General features: G+C 70.2%; 20 protein-coding genes, 2 tRNA genes and 1 pseudogene. 15 read left to right on the forward strand and 8 right to left on the reverse strand.

Features of this window, described 5'->3' with window-relative positions; all coding sequences use genetic code 11:
* Positions 1–20: 20 nt before the first annotated feature.
* From G127AT_RS15080 to G127AT_RS15095, 4 genes and pseudogenes are all read left to right on the forward strand, one after another.
* A pseudogene (locus G127AT_RS15080) lies at positions 21–1504 on the forward strand (amidohydrolase).
* Positions 1505–1581: 77 nt separating this feature from the next.
* Positions 1582–3114 carry a multicopper oxidase family protein gene (locus G127AT_RS15085; RefSeq protein WP_210898271.1) on the forward strand — a complete coding sequence of 511 codons (1533 nt, stop codon included), beginning with the start codon at positions 1582–1584 and terminating at the stop codon, positions 3112–3114.
* Complete coding sequence (locus G127AT_RS15090; RefSeq protein WP_210898274.1) at positions 3101–4423, forward strand: sensor histidine kinase; 1323 nt, start codon at positions 3101–3103, stop codon at positions 4421–4423. The genes G127AT_RS15085 and G127AT_RS15090 overlap by 14 nt, the downstream gene beginning before the upstream one ends.
* A 73-nt stretch (positions 4424–4496) precedes the next feature.
* Positions 4497–5141: a response regulator transcription factor gene (locus tag G127AT_RS15095; RefSeq protein ID WP_244857620.1), complete on the forward strand. Its 645-nt coding sequence runs from the start codon at positions 4497–4499 to the stop codon at positions 5139–5141.
* A 19-nt stretch (positions 5142–5160) separates the two neighbouring features.
* On the opposite strand, the gene G127AT_RS15100 is transcribed toward G127AT_RS15095, so the two are convergent.
* The gene (locus tag G127AT_RS15100; RefSeq protein WP_210898275.1) at positions 5161–5643 is read right to left on the reverse strand and encodes a Dps family protein; all 483 of its coding nucleotides are present in this window, start codon (positions 5641–5643) and stop codon (positions 5161–5163) included.
* Positions 5644–5768: 125 nt separating this feature from the next.
* Positions 5769–5842 (reverse strand) — tRNA-Gly (locus G127AT_RS15105).
* Positions 5843–5990: 148 nt separating this feature from the next.
* Here G127AT_RS15105 and G127AT_RS15110 point away from each other — a divergent pair.
* The 5 genes from G127AT_RS15110 (at position 5991) to clpX (ending at position 10437) form a co-directional block, all read left to right on the forward strand.
* Positions 5991–6064 (forward strand) — tRNA-Pro (locus G127AT_RS15110).
* A 50-nt stretch (positions 6065–6114) separates the two neighbouring features.
* Complete coding sequence (gene tig / locus G127AT_RS15115; protein ID WP_210898277.1) at positions 6115–7536, forward strand: trigger factor; 1422 nt, start codon at positions 6115–6117, stop codon at positions 7534–7536.
* A 110-nt stretch (positions 7537–7646) separates the two neighbouring features.
* The gene (locus G127AT_RS15120; protein ID WP_425305907.1) at positions 7647–8273 is read left to right on the forward strand and encodes an ATP-dependent Clp protease proteolytic subunit; all 627 of its coding nucleotides are present in this window, start codon (positions 7647–7649) and stop codon (positions 8271–8273) included.
* A 20-nt stretch (positions 8274–8293) separates the two neighbouring features.
* Positions 8294–8992: an ATP-dependent Clp protease proteolytic subunit gene (locus tag G127AT_RS15125; protein ID WP_210902210.1), complete on the forward strand. Its 699-nt coding sequence runs from the start codon at positions 8294–8296 to the stop codon at positions 8990–8992.
* Positions 8993–9159: 167 nt separating this feature from the next.
* The gene (clpX, locus tag G127AT_RS15130; protein ID WP_210898280.1) at positions 9160–10437 is read left to right on the forward strand and encodes an ATP-dependent Clp protease ATP-binding subunit ClpX; all 1278 of its coding nucleotides are present in this window, start codon (positions 9160–9162) and stop codon (positions 10435–10437) included.
* A gap of 74 nt (positions 10438–10511) precedes the next feature.
* Here the strand turns inward: clpX and sepH are convergent, their stop codons facing one another.
* Positions 10512–11624: a septation protein SepH gene (sepH, locus tag G127AT_RS15135; RefSeq protein ID WP_210898282.1), complete on the reverse strand. Its 1113-nt coding sequence runs from the start codon at positions 11622–11624 to the stop codon at positions 10512–10514.
* 195 nt (positions 11625–11819) lie between these two features.
* Between sepH and G127AT_RS15140 the strand changes: the two genes are divergently transcribed.
* Entirely contained in the window at positions 11820–12113 is a 294-nt protein-coding gene (locus G127AT_RS15140; RefSeq protein WP_210898284.1) for a DUF4193 domain-containing protein, read from the forward strand.
* A gap of 12 nt (positions 12114–12125) precedes the next feature.
* Here the strand turns inward: G127AT_RS15140 and G127AT_RS15145 are convergent, their stop codons facing one another.
* Entirely contained in the window at positions 12126–12572 is a 447-nt protein-coding gene (locus tag G127AT_RS15145; protein WP_210898287.1) for a DUF3093 domain-containing protein, read from the reverse strand.
* Positions 12573–12611: 39 nt separating this feature from the next.
* Between G127AT_RS15145 and dut the strand changes: the two genes are divergently transcribed.
* The 5 genes from dut (at position 12612) to dxs (ending at position 19484) form a co-directional block, all read left to right on the forward strand.
* Positions 12612–13070, forward strand: coding sequence for a dUTP diphosphatase (gene dut / locus G127AT_RS15150; protein WP_210898289.1), 459 nt, complete (start codon positions 12612–12614; stop codon positions 13068–13070).
* Complete coding sequence (locus G127AT_RS15155) at positions 13067–13690, forward strand: DUF3710 domain-containing protein (RefSeq protein ID WP_210898291.1); 624 nt, start codon at positions 13067–13069, stop codon at positions 13688–13690. Before dut ends, G127AT_RS15155 begins: the two co-directional genes overlap by 4 nt.
* A 2-nt stretch (positions 13691–13692) precedes the next feature.
* Entirely contained in the window at positions 13693–14421 is a 729-nt protein-coding gene (locus G127AT_RS15160) for a DUF3159 domain-containing protein (RefSeq protein WP_244857621.1), read from the forward strand.
* Between the two features lie 159 nt (positions 14422–14580).
* Positions 14581–17418, forward strand: coding sequence for an aconitate hydratase AcnA (acnA, locus tag G127AT_RS15165; protein ID WP_280527574.1), 2838 nt, complete (start codon positions 14581–14583; stop codon positions 17416–17418).
* 122 nt (positions 17419–17540) lie between these two features.
* Positions 17541–19484: a 1-deoxy-D-xylulose-5-phosphate synthase gene (gene dxs, locus G127AT_RS15170; RefSeq protein WP_210898297.1), complete on the forward strand. Its 1944-nt coding sequence runs from the start codon at positions 17541–17543 to the stop codon at positions 19482–19484.
* Between the two features lie 106 nt (positions 19485–19590).
* Here dxs and G127AT_RS15175 read toward each other — a convergent pair whose 3' ends face one another.
* From G127AT_RS15175 to G127AT_RS15190, 4 genes are all read right to left on the reverse strand, one after another.
* Complete coding sequence (locus G127AT_RS15175) at positions 19591–21729, reverse strand: 3-hydroxyacyl-CoA dehydrogenase NAD-binding domain-containing protein (protein WP_210898299.1); 2139 nt, start codon at positions 21727–21729, stop codon at positions 19591–19593.
* Positions 21730–21735: 6 nt separating this feature from the next.
* Positions 21736–22944 carry a thiolase family protein gene (locus G127AT_RS15180; protein ID WP_210898301.1) on the reverse strand — a complete coding sequence of 403 codons (1209 nt, stop codon included), beginning with the start codon at positions 22942–22944 and terminating at the stop codon, positions 21736–21738.
* Positions 22945–23018: 74 nt separating this feature from the next.
* Positions 23019–24215 (reverse strand): HRDC domain-containing protein, encoded by a 1197-nt coding sequence (locus tag G127AT_RS15185; protein WP_210898303.1) that lies wholly within the window; start codon positions 24213–24215, stop codon positions 23019–23021.
* Positions 24208–24795 carry a DUF3000 domain-containing protein gene (locus tag G127AT_RS15190; RefSeq protein WP_210898304.1) on the reverse strand — a complete coding sequence of 196 codons (588 nt, stop codon included), beginning with the start codon at positions 24793–24795 and terminating at the stop codon, positions 24208–24210. Before G127AT_RS15190 ends, G127AT_RS15185 begins: the two co-directional genes overlap by 8 nt.
* Between the last annotated feature and the right edge of the window lie 27 nt (positions 24796–24822).

Genomic DNA, 24822 nt, shown 5'->3' on the forward strand with positions numbered 1-24822 from the left:
TCCTCGTCTCCGGGGTGCGGATGCCGGGGCGCACCGGCCCGGCCGGCACCGATCCGGCCGGCACCGATCCAGCCGGCGCCGACCCCGTCGACCTCCGCCTCGCCGGCGGGCGCATCGCCGCCATCGGCCCGAGCGGCGCGCTCCCGCACCGCGGGCGCATCATCGCCGGCGAGGGCCGCTTCGCCGTCCCGGGCCTCATCGACCGGCATGTGCACTTCTCCCAGTGGGCGATGACCTCCCGTCGCCTCGAACTCGCGGATGCCGCGAGCGCCGCCGAGGTGCTCGACATCGTGGGCCGGTCCGCCGGCACCGGCGACATCGTCGGCTTCGGCTACCGCGACGCCCTCTGGCACGACGCACCGAGCCTCGACGCCCTCGACCGCGCCGCCGCCGGCCGGCCCGCCGTGCTCGTGGCCGCCGACCTCCACGCGGTCTGGGTGAACCGGCCCGCCGCCCGGAGCCTCGGCATCCATCCCGGCGAGGACGGCGTCGTCCGCGAGGAAGCCGCCTTCGCCGTCCTCCGCGCCCTCGACGACGTGCCCGAGGCCACCCTCGACGCCTGGGCCGGCGAGGCCGCCGCCCGCGCCGCCGCACGCGGCGTCACCCGCATCACCGAACTCGAGATGGCCTGGAACCCCGACGCCTGGGCCAGACGCGTCTCCTCCGGCATCCGCTCGCTCCGCGTCGACGTCGGCATCTACCCGCAGGACCTCGACCGCGCGATCGCCGCCGGCATGCGCACCGGCGACGAACTCGCAGGCGACGGACTCGACGACGCCGCCGGACTCGTCCGCATCGGCCCCGCCAAGGTCATCACCGACGGCTCCCTGAACACCCGCACCGCCTGGTGCTTCGAGCCCTACGCCGGCACCGACGATCACCCGCATGCCGTCGGCGCGGAGACCGTGCCCTACGACGAACTCGTCCCGCTCATGCGCCGCGCCGCCTCCGCCGGCCTCCGACCCGCCGTCCACGCGATCGGCGACCGCGCCAACGCCGCAGCCCTCGACGCCTTCGAGACCGTCGGCACCGCCGGATCCATCGAACACGCCCAACTCATCCGCGACGAGGACGTCGCCCGCTTCGCCCGCCTCGGCATCACCGCCAGCGTCCAGCCCGAACACGCCATGGACGACCGCGACGTCGCCGAACGCTACTGGCCCGGCCGCACCCACCGCGCCTTCCCCTGGCCTCCCTCGCCGCCGCCGGCGTCCGCCTCGCCCTCGGCTCCGACGCCCCCGTCGCCCCGCTGGACCCCTGGGTCTCGATCGCCGCCGCCGTCGGCCGCAGCCGCGACGGCCGCGAACCCTGGCACCCCGAACAGGCCCTCGACGTGCGGGCGGCGCTCGCCGCATCCACCGGCGGGCGCACCGGCCTCCGCCTGGGCGAGGCCGCCGACCTCGTCCTCGTCGAACGCGACCCCTTCGCCGCGACCGCGGAAGAGCTGCGCGGCATGCCGGTCGCCCTCACCGTGCTCGGCGGACGCGTGACCTTCGAAGCCTGAGCCGGGGGATATCCCCCGGGGCGATCCGGGCGCCTCCCGGCTGCCGACCGAGCCGCGCCCCGCCGAGGCTGGATGGCATGAGCACCACCGCCATCCGCCGCCCCCGCGCCGTCATCGCGACGACGGCCGCGCTCGCCGCGGGCGCCGCGGGCATCGCGCTCGCCTTCGCCGGATGCGGCCTCGCCGGGCCGGGCACGGTCTCGACGATCGGAGAGGTCGACTTCGCACGGCCCCTCGCGATCCCGCCGCTGGCCGAGTCGTGGGTGGATGCCGACGGCGCACGCGTCTTCGAGCTCGAGGCCCGCGCCGGCAGCACCGAGTTCACCGACGGCGTGCCGAGCGAGACCTGGGGGTTCAACGGCCCCTACCTCGGCCCGACGCTCGTCGCCGAGCGCGGCGAACGCGTCCGCGTCGAGGTGGCCAACGCCCTCGACGAGCCCACGAGCGTCCACTGGCACGGCATGCACCTGCCCGCGAAGATGGACGGCGGACCCCACCAGGCCGTCGAGCCGGGCGGCGAGTGGATGCCGGAGTGGGAGATCGACCAGCCGGCCGCGACCCTCTGGTACCACCCGCATCCGCACGGCGAGACCGAACGCCACGTCGAACGCGGGCTGGCCGGCATGTTCCTCCTCCACGACGACGCCGAACGCGCCCTCGGTCTGCCGTCGGAGTACGGCGTCGACGACGTCCCCGTCATCGTTCAGGATGCGAGTTTCGACGACGACGGACGCCGAGGCCGGCGACCCGGCGGCTTCGCCGGCGCCCTCGGCGACGACCTGCTCGTCAACGGAACGCTCGGCCCCTTCCTCGACGTCACGAGCGAGGTCACGAGGCTCCGGCTCCTGAACGGCTCCACCGCCCGCATCTACGACTTCGCCTTCGACGACCGGCGCACCGTGCAGCTCATCGGCACCGACGGCGGCCTCCTGGAAGCCCCCGTCGACACCGAGCATGTGCGGCTCTCACCGGGGGAGCGTGCCGAGGTCCTCGTGCGCATGGAACCCGGCGAGCGTGCCGTGCTGCAGTCCCGGATGAGCGCCGACGCACTCGGCGCACCCGAGCAGCTCGCCGCCCCGAACGGCGGCACCGACGCCTTCGACGTGCTCGAGCTCCGTGCGGGATCCGCCCTCGGCGCCGCCGACGACGCCCCCGACCGCCTCGTCGACGTCCCCGACTTCGACCCCGCCGACGTCGCCGTCGAACGCGACTTCTCCCTCGGCGGGCACGAGATCGACGACCGGGAGATGGACATGGGCCGTATCGACGAGACCGTCACCGTCGGCACCCTCGAACGGTGGACCGTCCGGAACGAGCAGCAGCTGCCGCACAGCTTCCACGTGCACGACGTGCAGTTCCGCATCGAATCGATCGGCGGGCAGCCGCCGCCGGCCGAACTCGCCGGGTGGAAGGACACGATCTACCTCGCTCCCCGCACCGACTTCCGGCTGCTCATGCGTTTCGACGACCACGCGGACCCCGAGACGCCGTACATGTACCACTGCCACCTGCTGCAGCACGAAGACCAGGGGATGATGGGGCAATTCGTCGTCGTCGAACCGGGCGGTCGTGCGACCATGACGGAGAGGAACGACCATGACCACCACTGACGAGCTCCCCGGGCGCCGCCCGGAGCCGGAAGCTCCCGCCCGCAGCGGCTACGGCGGCATGTGGCGCGATGTGCCGCGCGCCATCGGCTTCCTCATCCTCGGGCTGCCGATCGCGATCGCCTCCATCGTCGTGCTGTCCACCCTCTTCTTCGCCGGGCTCGGCACCCTCGTCATCGTCGTCGGCGTCTTCGTCGTCGTCGGAGCCCTGTACACCGCCCGCGCCTTCGGCACCTTCGAGCTCGTGCGCCTGCGCTGGGCGGGCCGACCGCCGATCCGCCGCCCCGCATGGGCGCGAGCCGAGACGCAGGGATTCTGGCGCACCGTCGCGGCTCCCTTCGTCGACGGGCACTACTGGCTGTACCTGCTGCACGGCCTCATCATCGGGCCGATCATCGGCATCTTCAGCTGGTCGGTGACGATCGTCTGGCTCACGGGCGCCGTCGGCGGCCTGACCAGCTGGATCTGGGATCGCGGATTCATGGACGAGGACGGCCTGTACGGGCCGCTGCCCGGCTTCCTCGGGTTCGACGGGCCCGTGTTCGACGTGCTCGCCGGCGTGTTCTTCGTCCTCACGATGCCGGTGGTGTTCCGCGGCCTCGTCCGCCTGCACGATCTCGTCGCCCGCGGCATGCTCGGCTCGTGGCGTTCGGAGGCGCTCGCCGTCGAGGTGCGGCGGCTCGACGCGTCGCGGGGAGCGGCGGTCGAGGCCGAGGATCTCGCTCTCCGGCGGCTGGAGCGCGACATCCACGACGGCCCGCAGCAGCGGCTCGTCCGGCTGCAGATGGATCTGGCCGCGGCCGAGCGCAGGCTCGACGCCGACGATGCGCAGGCGGCGCGCGACCTCCTCGGGGAGGCGCGCACGCAGACCGCCGAGGCCCTCGACGAGCTTCGCGCCCTCTCGCGCGGCTTCGCCCCGCCGATCCTGCAGGACCGCGGCCTGGCGGCGGCTCTGGAGTCGCTCGCGGCGCGGAGCCCCGTTCCGGTGACCTTCGAGAACCTCGTGCCGGTGGATGCCGGGCTGCCGCCCTCGCTCGAGCGCAACGCCTACTTCATCGCCGCCGAACTCCTCACGAACGCGGCCAAGCACGCCGGTGCGAGCGCCGTCCGGCTCGTCGTGGCGGTCCGCGGCGAGGCCGTCTCGCACTGGCTCGACCTGTGGGTCACCGACAACGGCCGCGGGGGAGCGGCCGCGGTGCCGGGTCACGGCCTCGCGGGCCTGGACGAGCGGGTGCGGGGCCTCCGCGGCGTGCTGCGGATCGACTCGCCGGCCGGCGGTCCGACGATCGTCGGCGCGCATCTGCCGTACTGAACGCGGCGGTCGGGCGTGCGCGCCTTGCGGCACGGGTGCGCCGGGGCATCCGCCCGCCCGATAGCGTTGGCGCATGACGATCCGTCTCGTGCTGGCCGAGGATTCCACGCTGCTGCGCGAGGGCCTCGTGCGCCTGTTCGACGAGGCCGGCTTCGAGACGGCCGGTGCGTTCGGCGACGCCGATGCGCTGCTCGCCGCCGTCGACGGGATCGCCCCCGACGTCGCGGTGCTCGACGTGCGCATGCCGCCGACCTTCCGCGACGAGGGGGTGCGGGCCGCGCTCGAACTCCGCCGGCGGCACCCGCGCACCGGCGTGCTGCTGCTCAGCCAGTACGTGGAGGGCACCTACGCGAACGAACTGCTCTCATCGGGCGAGGGCGGCATGGGCTACCTGCTGAAGGATCGCGTCTCCTCGCTCGAGGAACTCCGCGACGCCGTCGAACGTGTGCACGCCGGCGGCACCGTGCTCGACCCGCAGGTCGTCCGCGAACTGCTGGCGCGGCGCACCGACCCGCTCGCCAAGCTCACCCCCCGCGAACGGGAGGTGCTGCAGCTGATGGCCGAGGGCCGCACGAACGCCGGCATCGCCGGGCAGCTGTTCATCGGCATCGGCGCGGTCGAGAAGAACGTCACCGCGATCTTCCAGAAGCTCGGCCTGGAGGATTCGGGCACCGACCATCGGCGCGTGCTCGCGGTGCTCGCCTGGATGCAGCGCTGAGCCGGCGGCCGCAGCCGCACTACTTGCCGGCGATGTGCGAGAACAGGAACCAGCGGTCCTTGTCGAGGCCCTGACGGATCTCGATCGCCACGTCCTGGCTGGCCGGATCCGGCGTCTCGAGGCCGTCGATGGCCTCGTTGACCTTGCTCGTGGCGATATCGATCTGGGCGATCACATCGGCGATCGTCTCCTCGACCGACTGGAAGCCGGCGGCCGGTTCGAAGGATCCGGCGCCCGCGGCGGTCGCCAGGCGCCCGTCGACCGGGAGCCCGAGGGCGACGATGCGTTCGGCGGCGAGGTCGGACCAGGCCTTCGCGTGGTCCACGACGTCGTCGAGGAGCTCGTGGATCGCGATGAAGGTCGGACCCTGCACGTGCCAGTGCGCCTGCTTGCCGTTGACCTGCAGGGCGATGAGCTGCTGGACGACGGGCTCCAGGTACTTCGCGGTCGCCTTGGCGGCCTGCTCGTGGGATCCCGTCTTCGGTGCGATGGTGTCGGTCATCGTGGCCCCTTCCCTCCGGAGTGCGTGCTTCAACGCTACGCCGCCGACCGTGGATTTCAAGGGAGGGAAGGCTTGCCGAAGCAAGGCTCGCCTTCCTTCGGGGCTGCGGGCTGTGGGACTTCGGGTGGAGGGGATGACGGGAATCGAACCCGCGTAGCCAGTTTGGAAGACTGGGGCTCTACCATTGAGCTACATCCCCGTGGCCTGTGCCGGGTCGAGCTTACTGCATGAGCGGCGGGCACCCCGACACGGGGAGGGGGCGGCGGTGCAGTAGACTTTCGCAAGGCCTGTTCTCTTGCGTTCGCTTCAGCGTGCCCACCGTGCAGGCCGCGAGTTGAGTCGCGACTCGGGGCGTAGCTCAGCTTGGTAGAGCGCCCGCTTTGGGAGCGGGAGGTCGCAGGTTCAAATCCTGTCGCCCCGACGGGTCGCCTCGACCCGCCACGTACTTCCACCTATCAGGAGATCCTCCACATGCCGACCACTTCGGTTGAGAAGCTGAGCCCGACGCGCGCCAAGCTCACCATCACGGTGACGCCCGAGGAGCTGAAGCCCAGCATCACTCACGCCTACAGCCACATCGCCGAGCAGGTCAACGTGCCCGGCTTCCGCAAGGGCAAGGTCCCGCCGCCCGTCATCGACCAGCGCGTCGGCCGCGGCGCCGTGCTCGAGCATGCCGTGAACGAGGGGCTCGACCGCTTCTACCGCGACGCGGTCTCCGAGACCGAGCTCCGCCCCCTCGGGCGGCCCGAGGCCGACATCACCCAGTGGCCGGCCGAGCAGGACTTCAGCGGCGAGCTGGTCGTCACGATCGAGGTCGACGTCCGCCCCGACATCGAGCTGCCCGACTACGCGGGCCTCGAGCTGACGGTCGACAGCGTCGAGGTCGGCGACGACGAGGTCACCGAGGAGCTCGACCGCCTGCGCAGCCGCTTCGGCACGCTCATCACGGTCGACCGCCCGGCGAAGACGGGCGACTTCGTCACCCTCGACCTGGTCGCCAAGATCGGCGACACCGAGGTCGACCAGGCCAGCGGCATCTCCTACGAGCTCGGCTCGGGCGAGCTGCTCGACGGCATCGACGAGGCTCTCGACGCGCTTTCGGCCGGCGAGACCACGACCTTCGAGTCGAAGCTGCTCGGCGGCGACCACGAGGGCGAGACCGCAGAGATCACCGTGAACGTCGAGGCCGTGAAGGAGCGCGAGCTGCCTGCGGCGGACGACGACTTCGCGCAGATCGCGAGCGAGTTCGACACGCTCGACGAGCTCGTGGCCAGCCTGCGCGAGCAGGTGTCGCGATCCAAGGTCTTCGGTCAGGGCTCGCAGGCGCGCGACCTGCTCGTCGAGAAGCTCGTCGAGCAGACCGAGATCCCCGTCGCGCAGAGCCTCATCGACGACGAGGTGCACCGCCACCTCGAGAGCGAGGGGCGCCTCGAGGACGACGAGCACCGCGCCGAGGTCGCCGAATCGAGCGAGAAGGCGTTCAAGAACCAGATCCTGCTCGACGCGATCGCCGAGGCCGAGAAGGTCCAGGTCAGCCAGGACGAGCTGACCCAGTACCTCGTGCAGGGCGCCGCCCAGTACGGCATGGACCCGAACGAGTTCGTGCAGGTGCTCAGCCAGAACGGTCAGATCCCGTCGATGGTCGCCGAGGTCGCCCGCAACAAGGCGCTGGCGATCGCCCTCGGCAAGGCCGTCGTGAAGGACGCCGAGGGCAACCCCGTCGACCTCTCGGAGTTCACGGCCGTCGCCGAGGAGCCCGAGGCCGCGGAGGAGTCCGAGGCCGACGAGGCCGCAGCGGATGCCGAGGCGCCCGCGGAAGTGGTCGCGGACGAGCCCGAGGCGAAGCCGAAGAAGAAGGCGCCGGCCAAGAAGAAGGCCGCCGACTCGGAGTAGTCGTATCGCGCGAAGGGACCGGGGCGACCCGGTCCCTTCGTCGTCTCCCGGCGCGGGCGGCGCGGCATCCGCCTACGGCGAACAGCCGCCGTCGGCGCCCGCCGCACCGGATAGATTCGAGTGAACGCGACAACGAAACGGAGCGACACATGGCCGAACCATCCCAGGGCCCGAGTGTTTTCGACCGACTGCTGAAGGACCGGATCATCTGGCTCGGTTCCGAGGTGCGCGACGAGAACGCGAACGAGATCGCGGCGAAGCTGCTGCTCTTGGCCGCCGAGGATCCGAAGAAGGACATCTTCCTCTACATCAACTCGCCCGGCGGCTCGATCACGGCGGGCATGGCCATCTACGACACGATGCAGTTCGTGCCCAACGACATCGTGACGGTCGGCATCGGCATGGCCGCCTCGATGGGTCAGCTGCTGTTGACGGCCGGGACGAAGGGCAAGCGCTACATCACGCCCAACGCCCGCGTGCTGCTGCACCAGCCCCACGGCGGCTTCGGCGGCACGGCCAGCGACATCCAGACGCAGGCGCAGCTCATCCTCGACATGAAGAAGCGCCTCGCCGAGATCACGGCGGCCCAGACGGGCAAGACGGTCGAGCAGATCAACCGCGACGGCGACCGCGACCGCTGGTTCAACGCCGAAGAGGCCCTCGAGTACGGATTCGTCGACCACATCCGCGAGTCGGCGCTCGACGTCGCCGGCGGCGGCGGCACGGACCAGGCGTGAGGAAGAGAGTGAACGACCACATGAACATCCCCGCATTCGGCGGCAGCGCCGACCGGCTCCCGTCGTTCGGCGGCAGCGCCCACCAGGGCGTCCAGGCGCCGGGCTCCCGGTACATCCTTCCGAGCTTCGAAGAGCGCACGGCATACGGCTACAAGCGGCAGGACCCGTACGCGAAGCTCTTCGAGGATCGGATCATCTTCCTCGGCGTCCAGGTCGACGACGCGTCGGCCGACGACATCATGGCCCAGCTCCTCGTCCTCGAGTCGATGGACCCCGACCGCGACATCGTGCTCTACATCAACTCGCCCGGCGGCTCCTTCACGGCCATGACGGCGATCTACGACACGATGCAGTACATCCGCCCGCAGATCCAGACCGTCGTCCTCGGTCAGGCGGCCTCCGCCGCCGCCGTGATCGCGGCGGCCGGTACCCCCGGCAAGCGCCTCGCGCTGCCGAACGCGCGCATCCTCATCCACCAGCCGGCCATCGGCCAGGCCGGCCAGGGGCAGGCCTCCGACATCGAGATCCAGGCGGCGGAGATCATGCGCATGCGCACCTGGCTCGAGGAGACGCTGGCCGCCCACTCCAAGCGCGATCAGCAGCAGGTGCACGAGGACATCGACCGCGACAAGATCCTCTCGGCCGATGAGGCCCTCGAGTACGGTCTCATCGACCAGGTGCTGAGCTCGCGGAAGACCCTTCCGGCGATCACGCGCTGATCGTCGCAGACGGCGGCCGCCCCCGCTCCGGGGCGGCCGCCGTCATCGCGTTCGGAGGGTGGTTCGCGTCCGGCGAAACGCCGAAAGCGCCGATCTCGCCCGGTTCGGACGCTTCGCCTCCGGATCGGGTTAGGCTCGTTGCAACGGCGTCGAGAGGGAGGCTGCGGATGGCACGCATCGGGGAGAGCGCGGACCTGCTGAAGTGCTCCTTCTGCGGAAAGAGTCAGAAGCAGGTCCAGCAACTCATCGCCGGGCCCGGCGTGTACATCTGCGACGAGTGCGTCGAGCTCTGCAACGAGATCATCGAAGAGCGCATGGCCGAGTCGGGTGCCGAGGAGCACGCCGAGTTCGAGCTCCCCAAGCCGAAGGAGATCTTCTCCTTCCTCGAGGAGTACGTGATCGGGCAGGATGCCGCCAAGCGCGCCCTGTCGGTCGCCGTCTACAACCACTACAAGCGCGTCCGCGCGCATCAGAGCCTGTCGAGCGCCGATCAGAAGCGCGAAGAGGTCGAGATCGCCAAATCGAACATCCTCCTCATCGGGCCGACCGGCTGCGGCAAGACCTATCTCGCCCAGACCCTCGCCAAGCGGCTGAACGTGCCGTTCGCCGTCGCCGACGCCACTGCCCTCACCGAGGCCGGCTACGTCGGCGAGGACGTCGAGAACATCCTCCTGAAGCTCATCCAGGCCGCCGACTACGACGTCAAGCGGGCCGAGACGGGCATCATCTACATCGACGAGGTCGACAAGATCGCCCGCAAGGCCGAGAACCCGTCGATCACCCGCGACGTCTCGGGCGAAGGCGTGCAGCAGGCGCTGCTGAAGATCCTCGAGGGCACCGTCGCCTCGGTGCCGCCGCAGGGGGGCCGCAAGCATCCGCACCAGGAGTTCATCCAGATCGACACGACGAACGTGCTGTTCATCGTCGCCGGTGCGTTCGCAGGGCTGGAGGACATCATCTCCTCCCGCGCCGGCAAGCGCGGCATCGGCTTCGGGGCCCCGTTGCACGACAAGGCCGCCGAGCTCGACATCTTCAGCGAAGTGCTCCCCGAAGACCTGCACAAGTTCGGCCTCATCCCCGAGTTCATCGGGCGCCTGCCCGTCGTCACGACGGTCGCGCCGCTCGATCGCGAAGCGCTCATGGAGATCCTCACCGAGCCGAAGAACGCGCTCGTGAAGCAGTATCAGCGGATGTTCGAGATCGACGGCGTCGCCCTCGACTTCGAAGAGGCCGCGATCGAGGCGATCGCCGACCTCGCCGTCCTCCGGCAGACCGGCGCGCGCGGGCTGCGCGCGATCATGGAAGAGGTCCTCGGGCCGATCATGTTCGAGGTGCCTTCGACGAACGGCGTCGCCCGGGTCGTCGTCACGAAGTCCGCGGTGCTCGACAACGCGGCACCCACGATCGTCCCGGCCAAGCCCAGGCGCGCCGAGAAGAGCGCCTGAGCGCCCTTCCGCGTTCGTTCGGGAGTGGATGCCTCCCGCCCCCGGCCGGCAGGCGCGGAGCGCGTGCCAGCCCGTCAGGCGAGGTCGTCGTCGCTCCGGGCGCCGAAGACGATCTCGTCCCAGCTCGGCATCGAGGCCCGGCCCTTCTTCGCACGGGGCTGCGACGTCGTGCTCTGCTGGCCGGCGCCGCGGCCGCCCCAGAGCGCACGGGCCGCAGCGCCGGGCTCTGCGGCGGTGTCCTCGGCCTCGGACGCATCATCGGGCTCCGGGACCCGGACGGGCGGCATCGGCGGGCGGGCATCCCGGGGTGTGGGCACACGCGGCCGTTCGGGTACGACCCCGGTCTGCTGCGCCTCGCGCTCGCCCCGCCGGCGACGCAGGGCCTCGAGCAGATCGGCGGTCTCGCCGTGCTGCTGCTTGGGTTCCTCGGCGCGCTTGATGGCCGCGCGCGCCGCGGCCGGGCTGGACACGGTGTGCGCGGTGCGTGCATAGGGGAGCGGCTCGAGCTGCGGCGCCGTGTCGTGCACGCCCTCTCCGGGCTCGTCGAAGGTGAACGCACCGCTGTCGAAGCGCTGCTCGTCGCCCACGGCGTCCGAGACGGCCCGCAGGCGGGGCACGAGACGGCCTTTGGGGTCGCCGTGCTGCGAGAGGGCGACGGCTTCGGAGTTGATGGGCTGGAGGGTCTGCTTGCGCGGCTCGAAGCCCCATCGGGCGTCGTGGGCGATGTCGTCGGCGGTGAACTCGAGCTTGACGACCCAGCCGCGCTCTTCTTCCTTCCAGCTGGCCCAGCGTTCTCCGTCGGCGCCGAGTTTGGCGAGGCGTTCGCGGATGACGCTGCCGAACGAGCTCGGCTCGTCGGGTTCGAGGGCGTCGACCGTGTGGACGGGCACGCCGAGGGCGCTCGAGACGATGTGTTCGCGCTCCGCGATCACCGGGCCTTCGAATCGCCGGACGTAGTCGACCGACGCGCCCGTGATGCGCGCGACGTCCTCAGCCGAGAGTCCGCCGCGAATATGGGCCTGCACTTCGCGCGGTGAAAGCTTCACCCCGGGGTCGGATACGGGCTTCTGGGCCTGCTTCAGGCGCGACAGCACGGCATCGTCGATCTCGATCCGGAAGCGCGCACCATCGCCCGACGCCGCCACGAGCGCACCCGCTTCGACGCCGATCACTGTCAATTCCTGCATCGGAAAGCTCCTCCGTTGCCCTGTTCTCCCGCCCAAGGATGCCACGCCGAACCGGCGTGTCGCGGGAATATCCGGGGCGCGCCGGAAGTTGAGGCAGGCACCGGCTGAGATACAGCTGGATGTGTTTGCCATTGACTGCGTTTTGATGCAGACTATGGCCGCCGATTTTCTTCGGCGATGACGAAATGGATGGGAATGGCAACCGATTACGACGCTCCGCGCAAGACCGACGACGAGTCAGAGTCGATCGAGGCGCTCAAGGAGCGGGTTCCCGACAAGATGTCGGGCGTCGTGGATGTCGATGACGCCGACAATCCGGGTGGCTTCGACCTGCCGGGTGCGGATCTCTCCGATGTCGAGCTCGACGTCGTGGTGCTCCCGCCGCAGGCGGACGAGTTCACCTGCGTGAACTGCTTCCTGGTGAAGCACCGCTCGCAGATCGACCACGAGTCCAAGCTCGGCCCGATCTGCATCGAGTGCGCAGCATAGACTCCATCGACCTCAGTCTGGCCGTCGCGATCCGTTGATCGCGGCGGCCAGTTCTTTGGGCCGGCGCGTCGAGACGAGCCAGTACGGCGCGGGGTCGGCCGGGTCCTCGACGGGGATGCGGACGACGGGGTGGATCCAGCCCCGCAGCAGCAGGTAGGCGCGCACGTCGAGCGCGGTGCCCTTCTCGGTCCGGGCTGCGGCCCCGTCGAACGGAACGGCCTCGCCGAGATGCTCGAGCTCGATGCCCGCCCGGCCGGCACGGAGCATCCCGTCGCCGACTTCGACGGCCGGGGTGCTGAGCAGCAGCGCGATCACGACCGCGGCGTAGAGCACCCCCGCCACGACGAAGCCGACGGTGAGGTCGATGGGGGCGAAGACGAGGATGCTCGCCGGGATGAGGAGCAGCGCGGCGATGAAGATCCAGGGCGCCGGCCAGAGTTTCTCGCGGTACACGGGCATGGCTCTATTCGATCAGACTTCTGCACTACCCTCGAACCCGTGACCGATTCCGTCGACGTGCTGATCACGGCGGGGCGCATGCCCGCCTACGCCCACCCCGGCGATGCCGGGGCCGATCTGCACGCGAGCGAGGCGGTCAGACTCGAACCCGGTGAGCGCCGCACGGTCGGCACCGGCGTCGCCATCGCCCTCCCCGACGGGTACGCGGCCTTCGTCGTGCCGCGCTCGGGCCTCGCGTTCAAGCACGGCATCACGATCGTGAACGCCCCCGGCACGATCGACGCCGGCTACCGCGGCGAGATCAAGGTGTCGGTGCTGAACACCGACGCCTCCGAGGCGTACGAGATCGCCGAGGGCGACCGCATCGCCCAGCTCATCGTCATGCCCGTCGGTCGCGCGCGCTTCGTCGCGGTCGACCGGCTGCCCGGCAGCGTGCGCGGCGAGGGCGGCTTCGGCTCGACCGGGTTCGGACTTCAGAACACAGGAGTGGATGCGTGAGCGACAGCAACGAACCCGGCGAGATCCCCGCCGACCAGCCGAAGTCGGCCCCCGACGACCGGGCGGAGCTCGGACCGTTCGACGAGTCGGAGGCGAATCCCGTCCGGCCCTACGTCGATCTCGGCGGCGTCAAGGTGCTGCCCCGCGACGGCCTGCACCTCCGCCTCGAAGTCGAGGAGGGCTCGAAGCGGGTCGTGGCCGTCGGCCTCGACTACGCGAACTCGACCCTGCAGGTCCAGCCCTTCGCCGCTCCGCGGTCCAGCGGCCTCTGGCACGAGATCCGCGAGCAGATCGCCGAGCAGATCTCCCGGCAGGGCGGCACGACGACGATCCGCCAGGGTGCCTTCGGCCCCGAGGTCCTCGCCCAGATCCCGGTGGCGCCGGGGGAGGGCCAGCAGCAGATGCGGCTGGCCCGTTTCATCGGCGTCGACGGCCCGCGCTGGTTCCTCCGCGGCGTGATCTCCGGCGAGGGGGCCGTGGATCCGGCCGCCGCCGCGCAGGTCGAGGACCTCTTCCGCTCGCTCGTCGTGGTGCGCGGCGATTCGCCGATGCCGCCGCGCGACCTCATCCCGCTGCGGATGCCGGCCTCCGGCACGGGCGTGGTGCGGCCGCAGGCGTGATCGTGCGGAACGACGCGGACCCGTCGGCCGAGCCGGACGAGCCGGAGGCCGCCGAGGCCTTCGGCGAGCAGCTGGCGAAGGCGGCCGAGCGCAGCGGCCTGGGGGGCCTCGCCCGCGACGAGTCGTTGAGCGCGAAGGACCTGCTCGGCGCCCTCGGCGGGGTGCGCGGGCTCGTCGAGGCGATCCTTCCGGGTCTGGTGTTCCTCGTCACCTACACGATCACGCGCGAGCTCGTGATCTCCCTCATCGCCTCCGTCGGGCTCGCGATCGTGTTCACCGCGATACGGCTCGTCATGCGGTCGCAGCCGGCGCAGGCGATCGCCGGGCTCCTAGGCGCCGGGGTCTCGGCCGTGCTCGCGCTCTGGACGGGCGACGCGCGCGACAACTACGTGCTCGGCTTCTTCACGAACATCGCCTATGCGGTGGCCATCGTCGTCTCGATCGCGGTGCGCTGGCCGCTCGTCGGCCTCATCGTCGGCTTCCTGATGGGGGAGGGCACGGCCTGGCGCGAAAACCGCCGCAAGCTCCGCATCATGCAGGTGGCGACCTTCGTGTGGCTCGGGCTCTTCGTCTCCCGACTCGCCGTGCAGGTGCCGCTCTACCTCGTCGACAACGTCGAGGCGCTGGGCGCGATGCGCCTGCTCATGGGAGTGCCGCTCTATGCGCTCGTGCTCATCGCCACCTGGCTGCTCGTGCGCGTCGCCTACCCGTCGCAGACCCGCTCCCGGTGATGCTAGAGTTATCTCGACGTCGAGATAAATTCGGGCCGGATCGGACTCCTATCGGGGGCCGCGGGGCTTAGGTTACCCTTGCTGGAGAGGCCCGAGTCTGACGAGCAAGATATGGATGGCGCCCGCCCGCGGCGGCATTCCCGCGAAGGAGAGGACATCGTGTCTGCAGTGAACAGTTTCGGGGCGAAGGACACGCTCCACGTCGGCGATCAGGCATACGAGGTGTTCCGCGTCGACGCGGTGCCCGGCCATGAGAAGCTGCCGTTCAGCCTGAAGGTGCTGCTCGAGAACCTGCTCCGCACGGAGGACGGCGCCAACGTCACCAAGGAGCAGATCGAGGCCCTCGGTTCCTGGGTGCCGACGGCCGACCCCGACACCGAGATCCAGTTCACGCCGGCCCGTGTCGTCATGCAGGACTTCACCGGTGTGCCGTGCATCGTCGACCTCGCCACCATGCGCGAGGCGGTCGGCTCGCTCGGCGGCGACCCGAACAAGATCAACCCGCTCGCGCCGGCCGAGATGGTCATCGACCACTCGGTCATCGCCGATCTCTTCGGCCGTGCGGACGCCTTCGAGCGCAACGTCGAGATCGAGTACGAGCGCAACGGCGAGCGCTACCAGTTCCTCCGCTGGGGTCAGACCGCATTCGACGACTTCAAGGTCGTGCCGCCGGGCACCGGCATCGTCCACCAGGTGAACATCGAGTACCTGGCCCGCGTCACCTTCACCCGCGAGGTGAACGGCGTCCTCCAGGCCTACCCCGACACCTGCGTCGGCACCGACTCGCACACGACCATGGTCAACGGCCTCGGCGTCCTCGGCTGGGGCGTCGGCGGCATCGAGGCCGAGGCGGCCATGCTCGGCCAGCCCGTCTCGATGCTCATTCCGAAGGTCGTCGGTTTCAAGCTCTCGGGCGAGATCCCGACGGGCGTGACGGCCACCGACGTCGTCCTCACGATCACCGACATGCTCCGCAAGCACGGCGTCGTCGGCAAGTTCGTCGAGTTCTACGGCTCGGGCGTCGCCTCGGTGCCGCTGGCAAACCGCGCCACGATCGGCAACATGAGCCCCGAGTTCGGGTCGACGGCCGCGATCTTCCCGATCGACGACGTCACGCTCGACTACCTGCGGCTCACCGGGCGCAGCGACGAGCAGATCAAGCTCGTCGAGGCCTACTCCAAGGCGCAGAAGCTCTGGCACGACGCCGACAACGAGCCCGTCTACTCCGAGTACCTCGAGCTCGACCTGTCGACCGTGGTTCCCTCGATCGCCGGCCCGAAGCGCCCGCAGGACCGCATCGTCCTCTCCGAGGCCAAGAGCCGGTTCGCCGAGGACATCGTCCACTATGCGAAGGCCGTGACGAACCACTCTCTCGTCGACCTCGAGAACAAGCACTCCTTCCCGGCCTCCGACCCGGCATCCTTCACCCCCGAGGACGAGGGCGTGAAGACCCGCAAGGTGCACATCTCCAGCGGCGGCCCGGCGCACGCCTCGAACCCGGTGACGGTCACGCCCGAGAGCGGCGACTCGTACGTCATCGACAACGGGGCCGTCACGATCGCGGCGATCACCTCGTGCACGAACACCTCGAACCCCTCGGTGATGCTCGCCGCGGGCCTGCTCGCGCGCAACGCCGTGAAGAAGGGCCTGAAGGCCAAGCCGTGGGTGAAGACCACCCTCGCGCCGGGCTCGAAGGTCGTCACGGAGTATTACGAGAAGGCCGGCCTCACCAAGGATCTCGAAGACCTCGGCTTCTACACCGTCGGCTACGGTTGCACGACCTGCATCGGCAACTCCGGGCCCCTGATCGAAGAGGTCTCCGACGCGGTCAACCAGAACGACCTCGCCGTGACCGCGGTGCTCTCGGGCAACCGCAACTTCGAGGGTCGCATCAACCCCGACGTGAAGATGAACTACCTCGCGAGCCCGCCGCTCGTGATCGCGTACTCGCTCGCCGGCTCGATGAATTTCGACTTCGAGGCCGACGCGCTCGGGCAGGACGGCGACGGCAACGACGTCTTCCTGAAGGACATCTGGCCCGACGCCTCCGAGGTGCAGAAGACGATCGACGAGTCGATCAACGAGGAGATGTTCACGCGTCAGTACGCGAGCGTCTTCGAGGGCGACGACCGCTGGAAGAACCTGCCGACCCCGGCCGGTTCGGTCTTCGAGTGGGATGCGGAGTCCACCTATGTGCGCCGCCCCCCGTACTTCGAGGGCATGACGATGGAGATCACGCCGGTCTCCGACATCTCGGGCGCCCGCGTGCTCGCGAAGCTCGGCGACTCGGTCACCACCGACCACATCAGCCCCGCCGGTGCGATCAAGGCCGACAGCCCCGCCGGCCGTTACCTCAACGAGCACGGCGTCGACCGCAAGGACTTCAACTCCTACGGCTCGCGTCGCGGCAACCACGAGGTCATGATCCGCGGCACCTTCGCCAACATCCGCCTGCGCAACCAGCTGCTGGCCGATGCGAACGACGGCGCCGGCGTCGAGGGCGGGTACACGCGCGACTTCACGCAGGCGGACGGCCCGCAGTCGTTCATCTACGACGCCTCGCAGAACTACCAGGAGCAGGGCACGCCCCTCGTGATCCTCGGCGGCAAGGAGTACGGCTCGGGCTCGAGCCGCGACTGGGCTGCGAAGGGCACGAACCTGCTCGGCGTCAAGGCCGTCATCACCGAGAGCTTCGAGCGCATCCACCGCTCGAACCTCATCGGCATGGGCGTCGTGCCGCTGCAGTTCCCCTCCGGCGAGAGCGCCGACTCGCTCGGCCTCGACGGCACCGAGGTCTTCTCGATCTCGGGCCTCGAGCAGCTGAACGAGGGCACCACGCCGAAGACGGTGCACGTCACCGCCGAACCGAGCGAGCACTCGCCGGCCGGCAAGCAGCCGGTCGAGTTCGACGCCGTCGTGCGCATCGACACGCCCGGTGAAGCGGACTACTACCGCAACGGCGGCATCCTGCAGTACGTGCTGCGAAGCCTCGTCTGAACGCGGTGAAGGGCGGTCGGCCTCGTGTCGGCCGCCCTTCGTTCTGCCCGGGCTCACAGCCGCCCCGGCGTAGACTCGACACGATCCCGGCGGCGCGGGCCGTCACCCGTTCGGAGGACCAGATGACCTTGCTCGAGACCATTTCGGGGCCGCGCGATCTCGATGCGCTGAGCCCGGAACAGATCGAGCAACTCGCACGCGAGATCCGGGAGACCCTCGTGTCCTCGGTCTCGAAGACCGGTGGGCATCTGGGGCCGAACCTCGGCGTCGTCGAGCTGACCATCGCCATCCACCGCGTCTTCGAGTCGCCGCGCGATGCGGTCGTCTTCGACACCGGCCACCAGTCATACGTCCACAAGCTCCTCACGGGGCGCCGCGACCTCTCCACGATCCGGCAGACCGGCGGGCTCGCCGGCTACCCGCAACGCAGCGAGTCGGTCCACGACATCGTCGAGAGCTCGCATGCCTCGAGCTCGCTGTCGTGGGCGGACGGGATCTCGAAAGCCTTCGAGATGACCGGTCAGGACGACCGCCACGTCGTCGCCGTCGTCGGCGACGGGGCGCTGACGGGCGGCATGACGTGGGAGGCGCTGAACAACATCTCCGACGACAACACGCGCAAGCTCGTCGTCGTCGTCAACGACAACGGCCGCTCCTATGCACCGACGATCGGCGGCATGGCCCGCTTCCTGAACTCGGTGCGCACGAAGCAGAGCTACCGCAACCTGCACCTGTCGAGCCGACGCGCCTTCGAGCGGCTCGGCGGCCCCGCCCGTTCGTTCTACCGCGGCGTGCGCGGCGGCCTGCACGGCTTCCTCAGCCGCTTCACCGGCAACGAGGCCCTCTACTCGAACCTCGACATCAAGTACATCGGCCCGATCGACGGGCACGACGAGGCGGCCCTCGAAGAGGCGCTGCGGCAGGCCAAGCATTACGGCGCGCCCGTCATCGTGCACGCGATCACCGACAAGGGGCGCGGCTACGAGCCGGCCCTGCGCGACGTCGCCGACCAGTTCCACGCCGTCGGCCAGATCGACCCCGAGACCGGCGAACCGCTCGTATCCTCGTCCGCGCCGTCGTGGACGGGCGTGTTCGCCGATGAACTCGTGCGACTGGCGGAGCAGAACGAGCGCCTGGTCGGCATCACGGCGGCGATGCTGCGCCCGACGGGCCTGCATCGGATGGCCGAGCGCTTCCCGAATCGCGTATTCGACGTCGGCATCGCAGAGCAGCACGCGGCGACCTCCGCCGCCGGCCTCGCGTTCGGCGGCCTGCACCCGGTGGTCGCCGTCTACGCCACCTTCATCAACCGGGCCTTCGACCAGGTGCTCATGGACGTCGCACTGCACAAGGCCGGCGTGACCTTCGTGCTCGACCGCGCCGGGGTGACCGGCCCAGACGGGCCGAGCCACCACGGCGTCTGGGATCTGTCGATCCTCCAGGTCGTCCCCGGCATCCGCATCGCGGCGCCGCGAGACGGCACCCGCCTCGCGGAGGAGCTCGCCGAAGCCGTCCAAGTCGAGGATGCGCCGACGGTGCTCCGTTTCCCGAAGGGCAACGTCGACGGGGAGATCCCCGCGATCCGCCGCACCGCGGACGGCGTGGACGTGCTCGTCGAGTCCGAGCGCAAGGACGTGCTGCTCGTCGCCGTCGGCCCGCTCGCCGCGACCGCGCTCGAGGTCGCCGCCCTGCTCGAGGAGCAGGGCATCGGGGCGACCGTCGTCGACCCGCGCTGGGTCGTGCCCGTGCCGCGGAGCGTCATCGATTACTCGGGGGAGTACCGGATCGTCGTGAGCCTCGAGGACGGCGTCCGCGTCGGCGGCATCGGCACGCGCATTCGCCAGGATCTCCGCGAGGCCGGCGTCGACACGGCCGTCACCGAGATCGGTCTGCCCGATGAGTTCCTCGAGCACGGCTCGCGCGCCGACATCCTCGAGCGCGTCGGTCTCACCCCGCGGCATATCGCCCACGACGTCACCGCGATGGTGCTCGGCGCCAAGCTGCCGTATGCGCGCGGCGCCGGCCTGGACATCCCGACCGACACCAGTCCGCAACGCCAGCTCTGAACGCACGTCTGCACGACCCGCGGGCGGGTCTGCGGCCTGCGCCGACGAGAACGGGCCCCGGCATCCGCTGATGGATGCCGGGGCCCGTTCGTGCCCGCTCAGGCGATCAGAGGCCGACGCCCGTGATCAGCGGGTGGTGGAAGCTGTCGCCGAAGACGCGCTCCGAGGCCCCGACACGATCGAGGTAGGGGGTCAAGCCGCCCATCTGGAACGGGAAGCCCGCACCGAGGATCATGCAGAGGTCGATGTCCTCCGCTGCGGCGACGACGCCGTCCTCGAGCATGAGGTGCACCTCGCGGGCGAGGCCGTCCTGCAGGGTGACGAGGATGTCCTCGGCCGAGCGCGGGTTCTTGCCGCCGGCGAAGATCTTCAGGGCGCCCTTGTCGAAGCCCTTGACCTTGCCCTTGTCGTCCTTGTCGAGGAGCTTGCCGTACTCGGCGAGCTTGTGCAGGTTCTCCGAACGGTAGAAACGGTCGGGGAACGCCTCGTGGTGCGTGTCGAGCACGTGCGCGCCGACCTTCAGGCCGACGAGGTCGAGCAGCACCGAGGGGGCCATCGGCAGGCCGAGCGGGGCGATCGCCTCGTCCACGGTCTCGAACGGGGTGCCTTCGTCGACGGCGCGCATCGCCTCGCCGAGCAGGACGGCGAGGAGACGGTTCACGACGAAGCCGGGGGTGTCGGCGGTGATGACGGCGTTCTTCTTCAGGTTCTTCGCCGCGACCATCGCCGTCGAGAGCGTCGCCTCGTCGGTATGCGGCGTCTTCACGACCTCGATGAGCGGCATCGCCGCCACGGGGGTGAAGAAGTGGAAGCCGACGAGCCGCTCCGGGTGGGCGAGCTTCGCGCCGATCTGCTCGACCGAGAGGGAGGAGGTGTTCGTCGCGAGCACGGCCTCGGGGGAGAGGTGCGGTTCGACCTCGGCGAAGACGTTCTGCTTGATCTCGAGCTCTTCGAAGACGGCCTCGATGACCCAGTCGCAGTCGGCGAAGTCGGCCTTGTCGGTCGTGCCGGTCACGAGCGCCTTCAGCCGGTTCGCCTCATCGGAGGAGATGCGGCCCTTGCCGAGGAGCTTGTCGATCTCCTCGTTGATGTACGCCACGCCCTTGTCGACGCGCGCCTGGTCGATGTCGGTGATGACGACGGGGACGCGCAGGCGCCGCACGAACAGGGTCGCGAGCTGACTGGCCATGTAGCCGGCGCCGAGCACGCCGACCTTCGTGACCTTCTTCGCGAGGGCCTTGTCGGGGGCTCCGGCGGGGCGCTTCGCGCGCTTCTGCACGAGGTTGAAGGCGTAGATCGAGGCCTGCAGCTGGTCGCCGGCGATGAGGCGCGAAAGCACCTCGTCCTCGCGTTCGAACCCGGCCGCGCGGTCTCCGTTCTTGGCGGCCTTCATGAGCTCGAGGGCCGCGTACGGCGACTCGGGCACCGAGCCGATGCGGCTCTTCAGCATCTTCGTGGCGATGCCGATCGCGGCATCCCACTTCGCGAGGCGTTCGATCTTGCCCGGCTCGTTGGGCCGCTTGACCTTGATCCGGCCCGAGAGCACCCCGTCGGCCCACGCGATGGAGTCTTCGAGGAAGTTCACCGAGTCGAACATGACGTCGGCGATGCCGAGCTCGAGCACGTCCTTGCCCTTGAGGGTGCGGTTCTGCTTGAGCGGGTTCTCGACGACGACCTTGAGGGCGTTCTCGATGCCGATGAGGTTCGGCAGCAGGGTCGCGCCGCCCCAGCCCGGGATGAGCCCGAGGAAGACCTCGGGCAGCGCCACGGCCGGCACGGAGGCGTCGACGGTGCGGTAGTCGGCGTTCAGCCCGATCTCCAGGCCGCCGCCGAGGGCGAGACCGTTGATGAAGACGAAGGAGGGCACGCCGAGCTGCGAGGCCTTGCCGAGCGCGTAGTGGCCGAGCTGGCCCATCTTGCGCGCCGTCTCGCGGTCGGGGATCTCGGCGATCTTCGACAGGTCGGCGCCGGCGGCGAGGATGAAGGGCTTGCCGGTGATCGCGACGGCGTGGATCTCGCCCTCGGCCGCACGGGCGGCCTGCGCGTCGAGCGTCTTGGCGTACTCGAGGAGCGAGACGGGGCCGAGCGTGTTCGGGCGCGTGTGGTCGCGGCCGTTGTCGAGCGTGACGAGGGCGAGGGTCTTCCCGCCCGAGAGGGGCACGTCGCGCACGTAGGAGTGCGTGACGACCTCGTCGCCCGAGAGGGCGGCGAGGGATTCGAAATCGATCTTCGTGTAGTCGGTCATCGTCGATTACGCCTTCTTCGCAGCCTTGCGGTCGTAGTTCGGGTTTTCCCAGATCATGGTGCCGCCCTGGCCGAGGCCGACGCACATGGTCGTCATGCCGTAGCGCACGTCGGGCCGCTCGGCGAACTGGCTCGCGAGCTGGTTCATGAGGCGCACGCCCGAGGAGGCGAGCGGGTGCCCGACGGCGATCGCGCCGCCCCACGGGTTCACCCGGGGGTCGTCGTCGTCGATGCCGTAGTGGTCGAGGAGCGAGAGCACCTGCACGGCGAAGGCCTCGTTGATCTCGAAGAGGCCGATGTCCTCGATCGTGAGGCCCGCCTTGGCGAGGGCCTTCTCGGTGGCCGGGATCGGGCCGATGCCCATGATCTCGGGGTCGACGCCGGCGAAGGCGTAGCTCAGCAGCCGCATCTTCGGCGCGAGGCCGAGCTCCTTGGCGAGCGAGCCGGAGGCGAGGATGGCGGCGGTGGCGCCGTCGTTCAGGCCGGAGGCGTTGCCGGCGGTGACGCGCCCGTGCGGGCGGAACGGCGTCTTCAGGCCGGCCAGGCCCTCGAGGCTCGTCTCGGGGCGCATGACCTCGTCGCGCGTGGCGAGGCCCCAGCCCGCCTCGGTGCGGATCGCGACCTGCACGATGTCCTGCTGGATCTTGCCGGCGGCGTATGCGGCGGCCGTCTTCTGCTGGCTCGCGAGCGCGTAGCGGTCGGAGCGCTCCTTGGTCAGCTGCGGGAAGCGGTCGTGGATGCGCTCGGCGGTGGCGCCCATGACGAGCGCGTCCTCGCTGACGAGGCGCTCCGTGAGGAAGCGGGGGTTCGGGTCGACGCCGGTGCCCATCGGGTGGTGGCCCATGTGCTCGACGCCGCCGGCGATCGCGAGGTCGTACATGCCGAAGCCGATCGAGCCCGACATCATCGCGGCGGCCGTCATGGCGCCGGCGCACATGCGGTCGATCGCGAAGCCGGGGACCGATTTCGGGATGCCCGCGAGGATCGCGGCGCTGCGGCCGAGCGTGAGCCCCTGATCGCCGGTCTGGGTCGTCGCGGCGATCGCGACGTCGTCGATGCGCTCCTTCGGCACGTTCGGGTTGCGCTCGAGCAGACCGACGATGGCCTTCACGACCAGGTCGTCGGCGCGAGTGTTCCAGTACATGCCCTTGTCGCCCGCCTTGCCGAACGGGGTCCGGACCCCGTCGACGAAGACGACTTCAGCTCGTTCAGCCACGCTGCAGCCACCTTTCATTGGATGGATCGATCCTACGAAGGCCGCCTGGACGTCCACCCATCCGTTGGCGGAAGCTACGAAGCGTCCGCTTCGGCGTCCCGCAGGCTTTGTTCCGCGCTCACAAAGGCATCCACGATGGTCTGTGCGGTTGCGGCAATCTGCCAGGGACGTGCGCCCTGCGCGGCGAGGGCCGCCGAGACGGCGTCGATGCCGAGATCCTCCGGCGGGTTCCAGGCGACGCGGCGCAGGTACTCGGGCGTCAGCAGGTTCTCGAGCGGCATCTGCAACGTCTCGGCGACGTCGGCGAGGGCCGTGCGGGCCTGACGGAGGCGGGCGTCGGCGGGCGGGTTGCGGCCGGCCCATGCGCGCGGCGGCGGCAACGCGTCGCCCTTCGCACGCAGGCTCGGCAGCTCTTCCGAGGCGAGGCCGGTCTCGACGGCCGCCCACCAGCGGTCGAGTTCGCTGCGGCTCGCGCGACCGGTGAACTCGCGGAGGTCCGCGAGCCCGCGCCGCGATTGCGGGAGGGCTTTGGCCGCGGCGACGATGGAGGCGTCCGGCACGAGCCGGCCCGGTGCGATGTCGAGCGCCGAGGCGTGGGAGTCGCGGGCGAGCCAGAGTTCGCGGGCGACCGCGAGGTTGCGCTGGCCGCGGATGCCGTGGATGCCTGACAGCCGCCGCCAGGGTTCGGCGGCCGGCGCCTTCGGCATTCGGTGCACGACCGAGTCGAACTCCTGCAGGGCGAGCTCGGTCTTGTGCGTGCGGTCGAGTTCGAGTTCGAGCCGGTCGCGGAGGTCGACGAGGAGTTCGACGTCCAGGGCCGCGTACTTCAGCCACGACTGGGGGAGCGGGCGCGTCGACCAGTCGGCGGCCGAATGCTCCTTCGCGAGGTGGATGCCGAGCAGCTCTTCGACGACCGTGCCGAGGCCGACCCGGGGCATCCCGAGCAGACGCGCGGCGAGCTCGGTGTCGAAGACGCGTTCGGGGTCGAGGCCCACCTCGCGCAGGCAGGCGAGATCCTGGCTCGCGGCGTGCAGCACCCACTCCTCGGTGCCGATCACCGATTCCAAGGGGGCGAAGTCGCCGATGGGCGGCGGGTCGAAGAGGAAGGTGCCCGAATCGCGCCGGTAGACCTGGATCAGATAGGCGCGCTGGGAGTATTTGAACCCGCTCGCGCGCTCCGCGTCCACGGCGACGGGACCGCGACCGCGCGCGATCGCATCGATCGCGCGTTCGAATCCGTCGGCCGTATCGATGACCTGGAATTCATCCACGCCCGGGCCTCCGTCTCGGCAGGACCGTCACCCCCTCGGATCGGGGCGGGAGTCCTGCAAGCATGCATAACAACTCCCCCCAGCCTTCCACATGCGCGGCGACCTCGTGGTCGAGGGGGGTCCACGAGGCGCGGAGCTCGATCTGCGCGCCGTCGCCGCGGCCGGCGAGTTCGCCGTAGCCGGTCGAGAGCACCTTCGTGGCCGTGCCGGATGCGGCGATGTACCTGGCCCCGCGCGCATCGAGGGCGTCGACGAGCCACGACCAGGCCACGTCGGCGAGGAAGGGATCCAGGCCGATCTCGGTCTCCAGCGGGGCCTGCGCGAAGCACACCACCCGGAACCGCCCGCCCCATGCGTCCTGGCCGAGCGGGTCGTAGAGCAGCACGAAACGGCCGGTGCCGAGTTCCGAGTCGATCCCGTGGGTGCCGGGGGCGATATCGGCCGAGAGCGCGACGGCGAAGGGGGCGAGCCGCTCGGGGGCCTCGATCTCGGTCACGACGAGGTCGGGGCGCGGCCGTGCGCGGCGAATCGCATCGAGCGCGGCCAGGAATTCCGGCGGCGAGGGGACGTTCTCGGGCACGTCTGCAGATTAGAGTCTCGGAAGGGG

This window comes from Agromyces archimandritae (genome assembly GCF_018024495.1).
GTDB lineage: Bacteria > Actinomycetota > Actinomycetes > Actinomycetales > Microbacteriaceae > Agromyces > Agromyces archimandritae.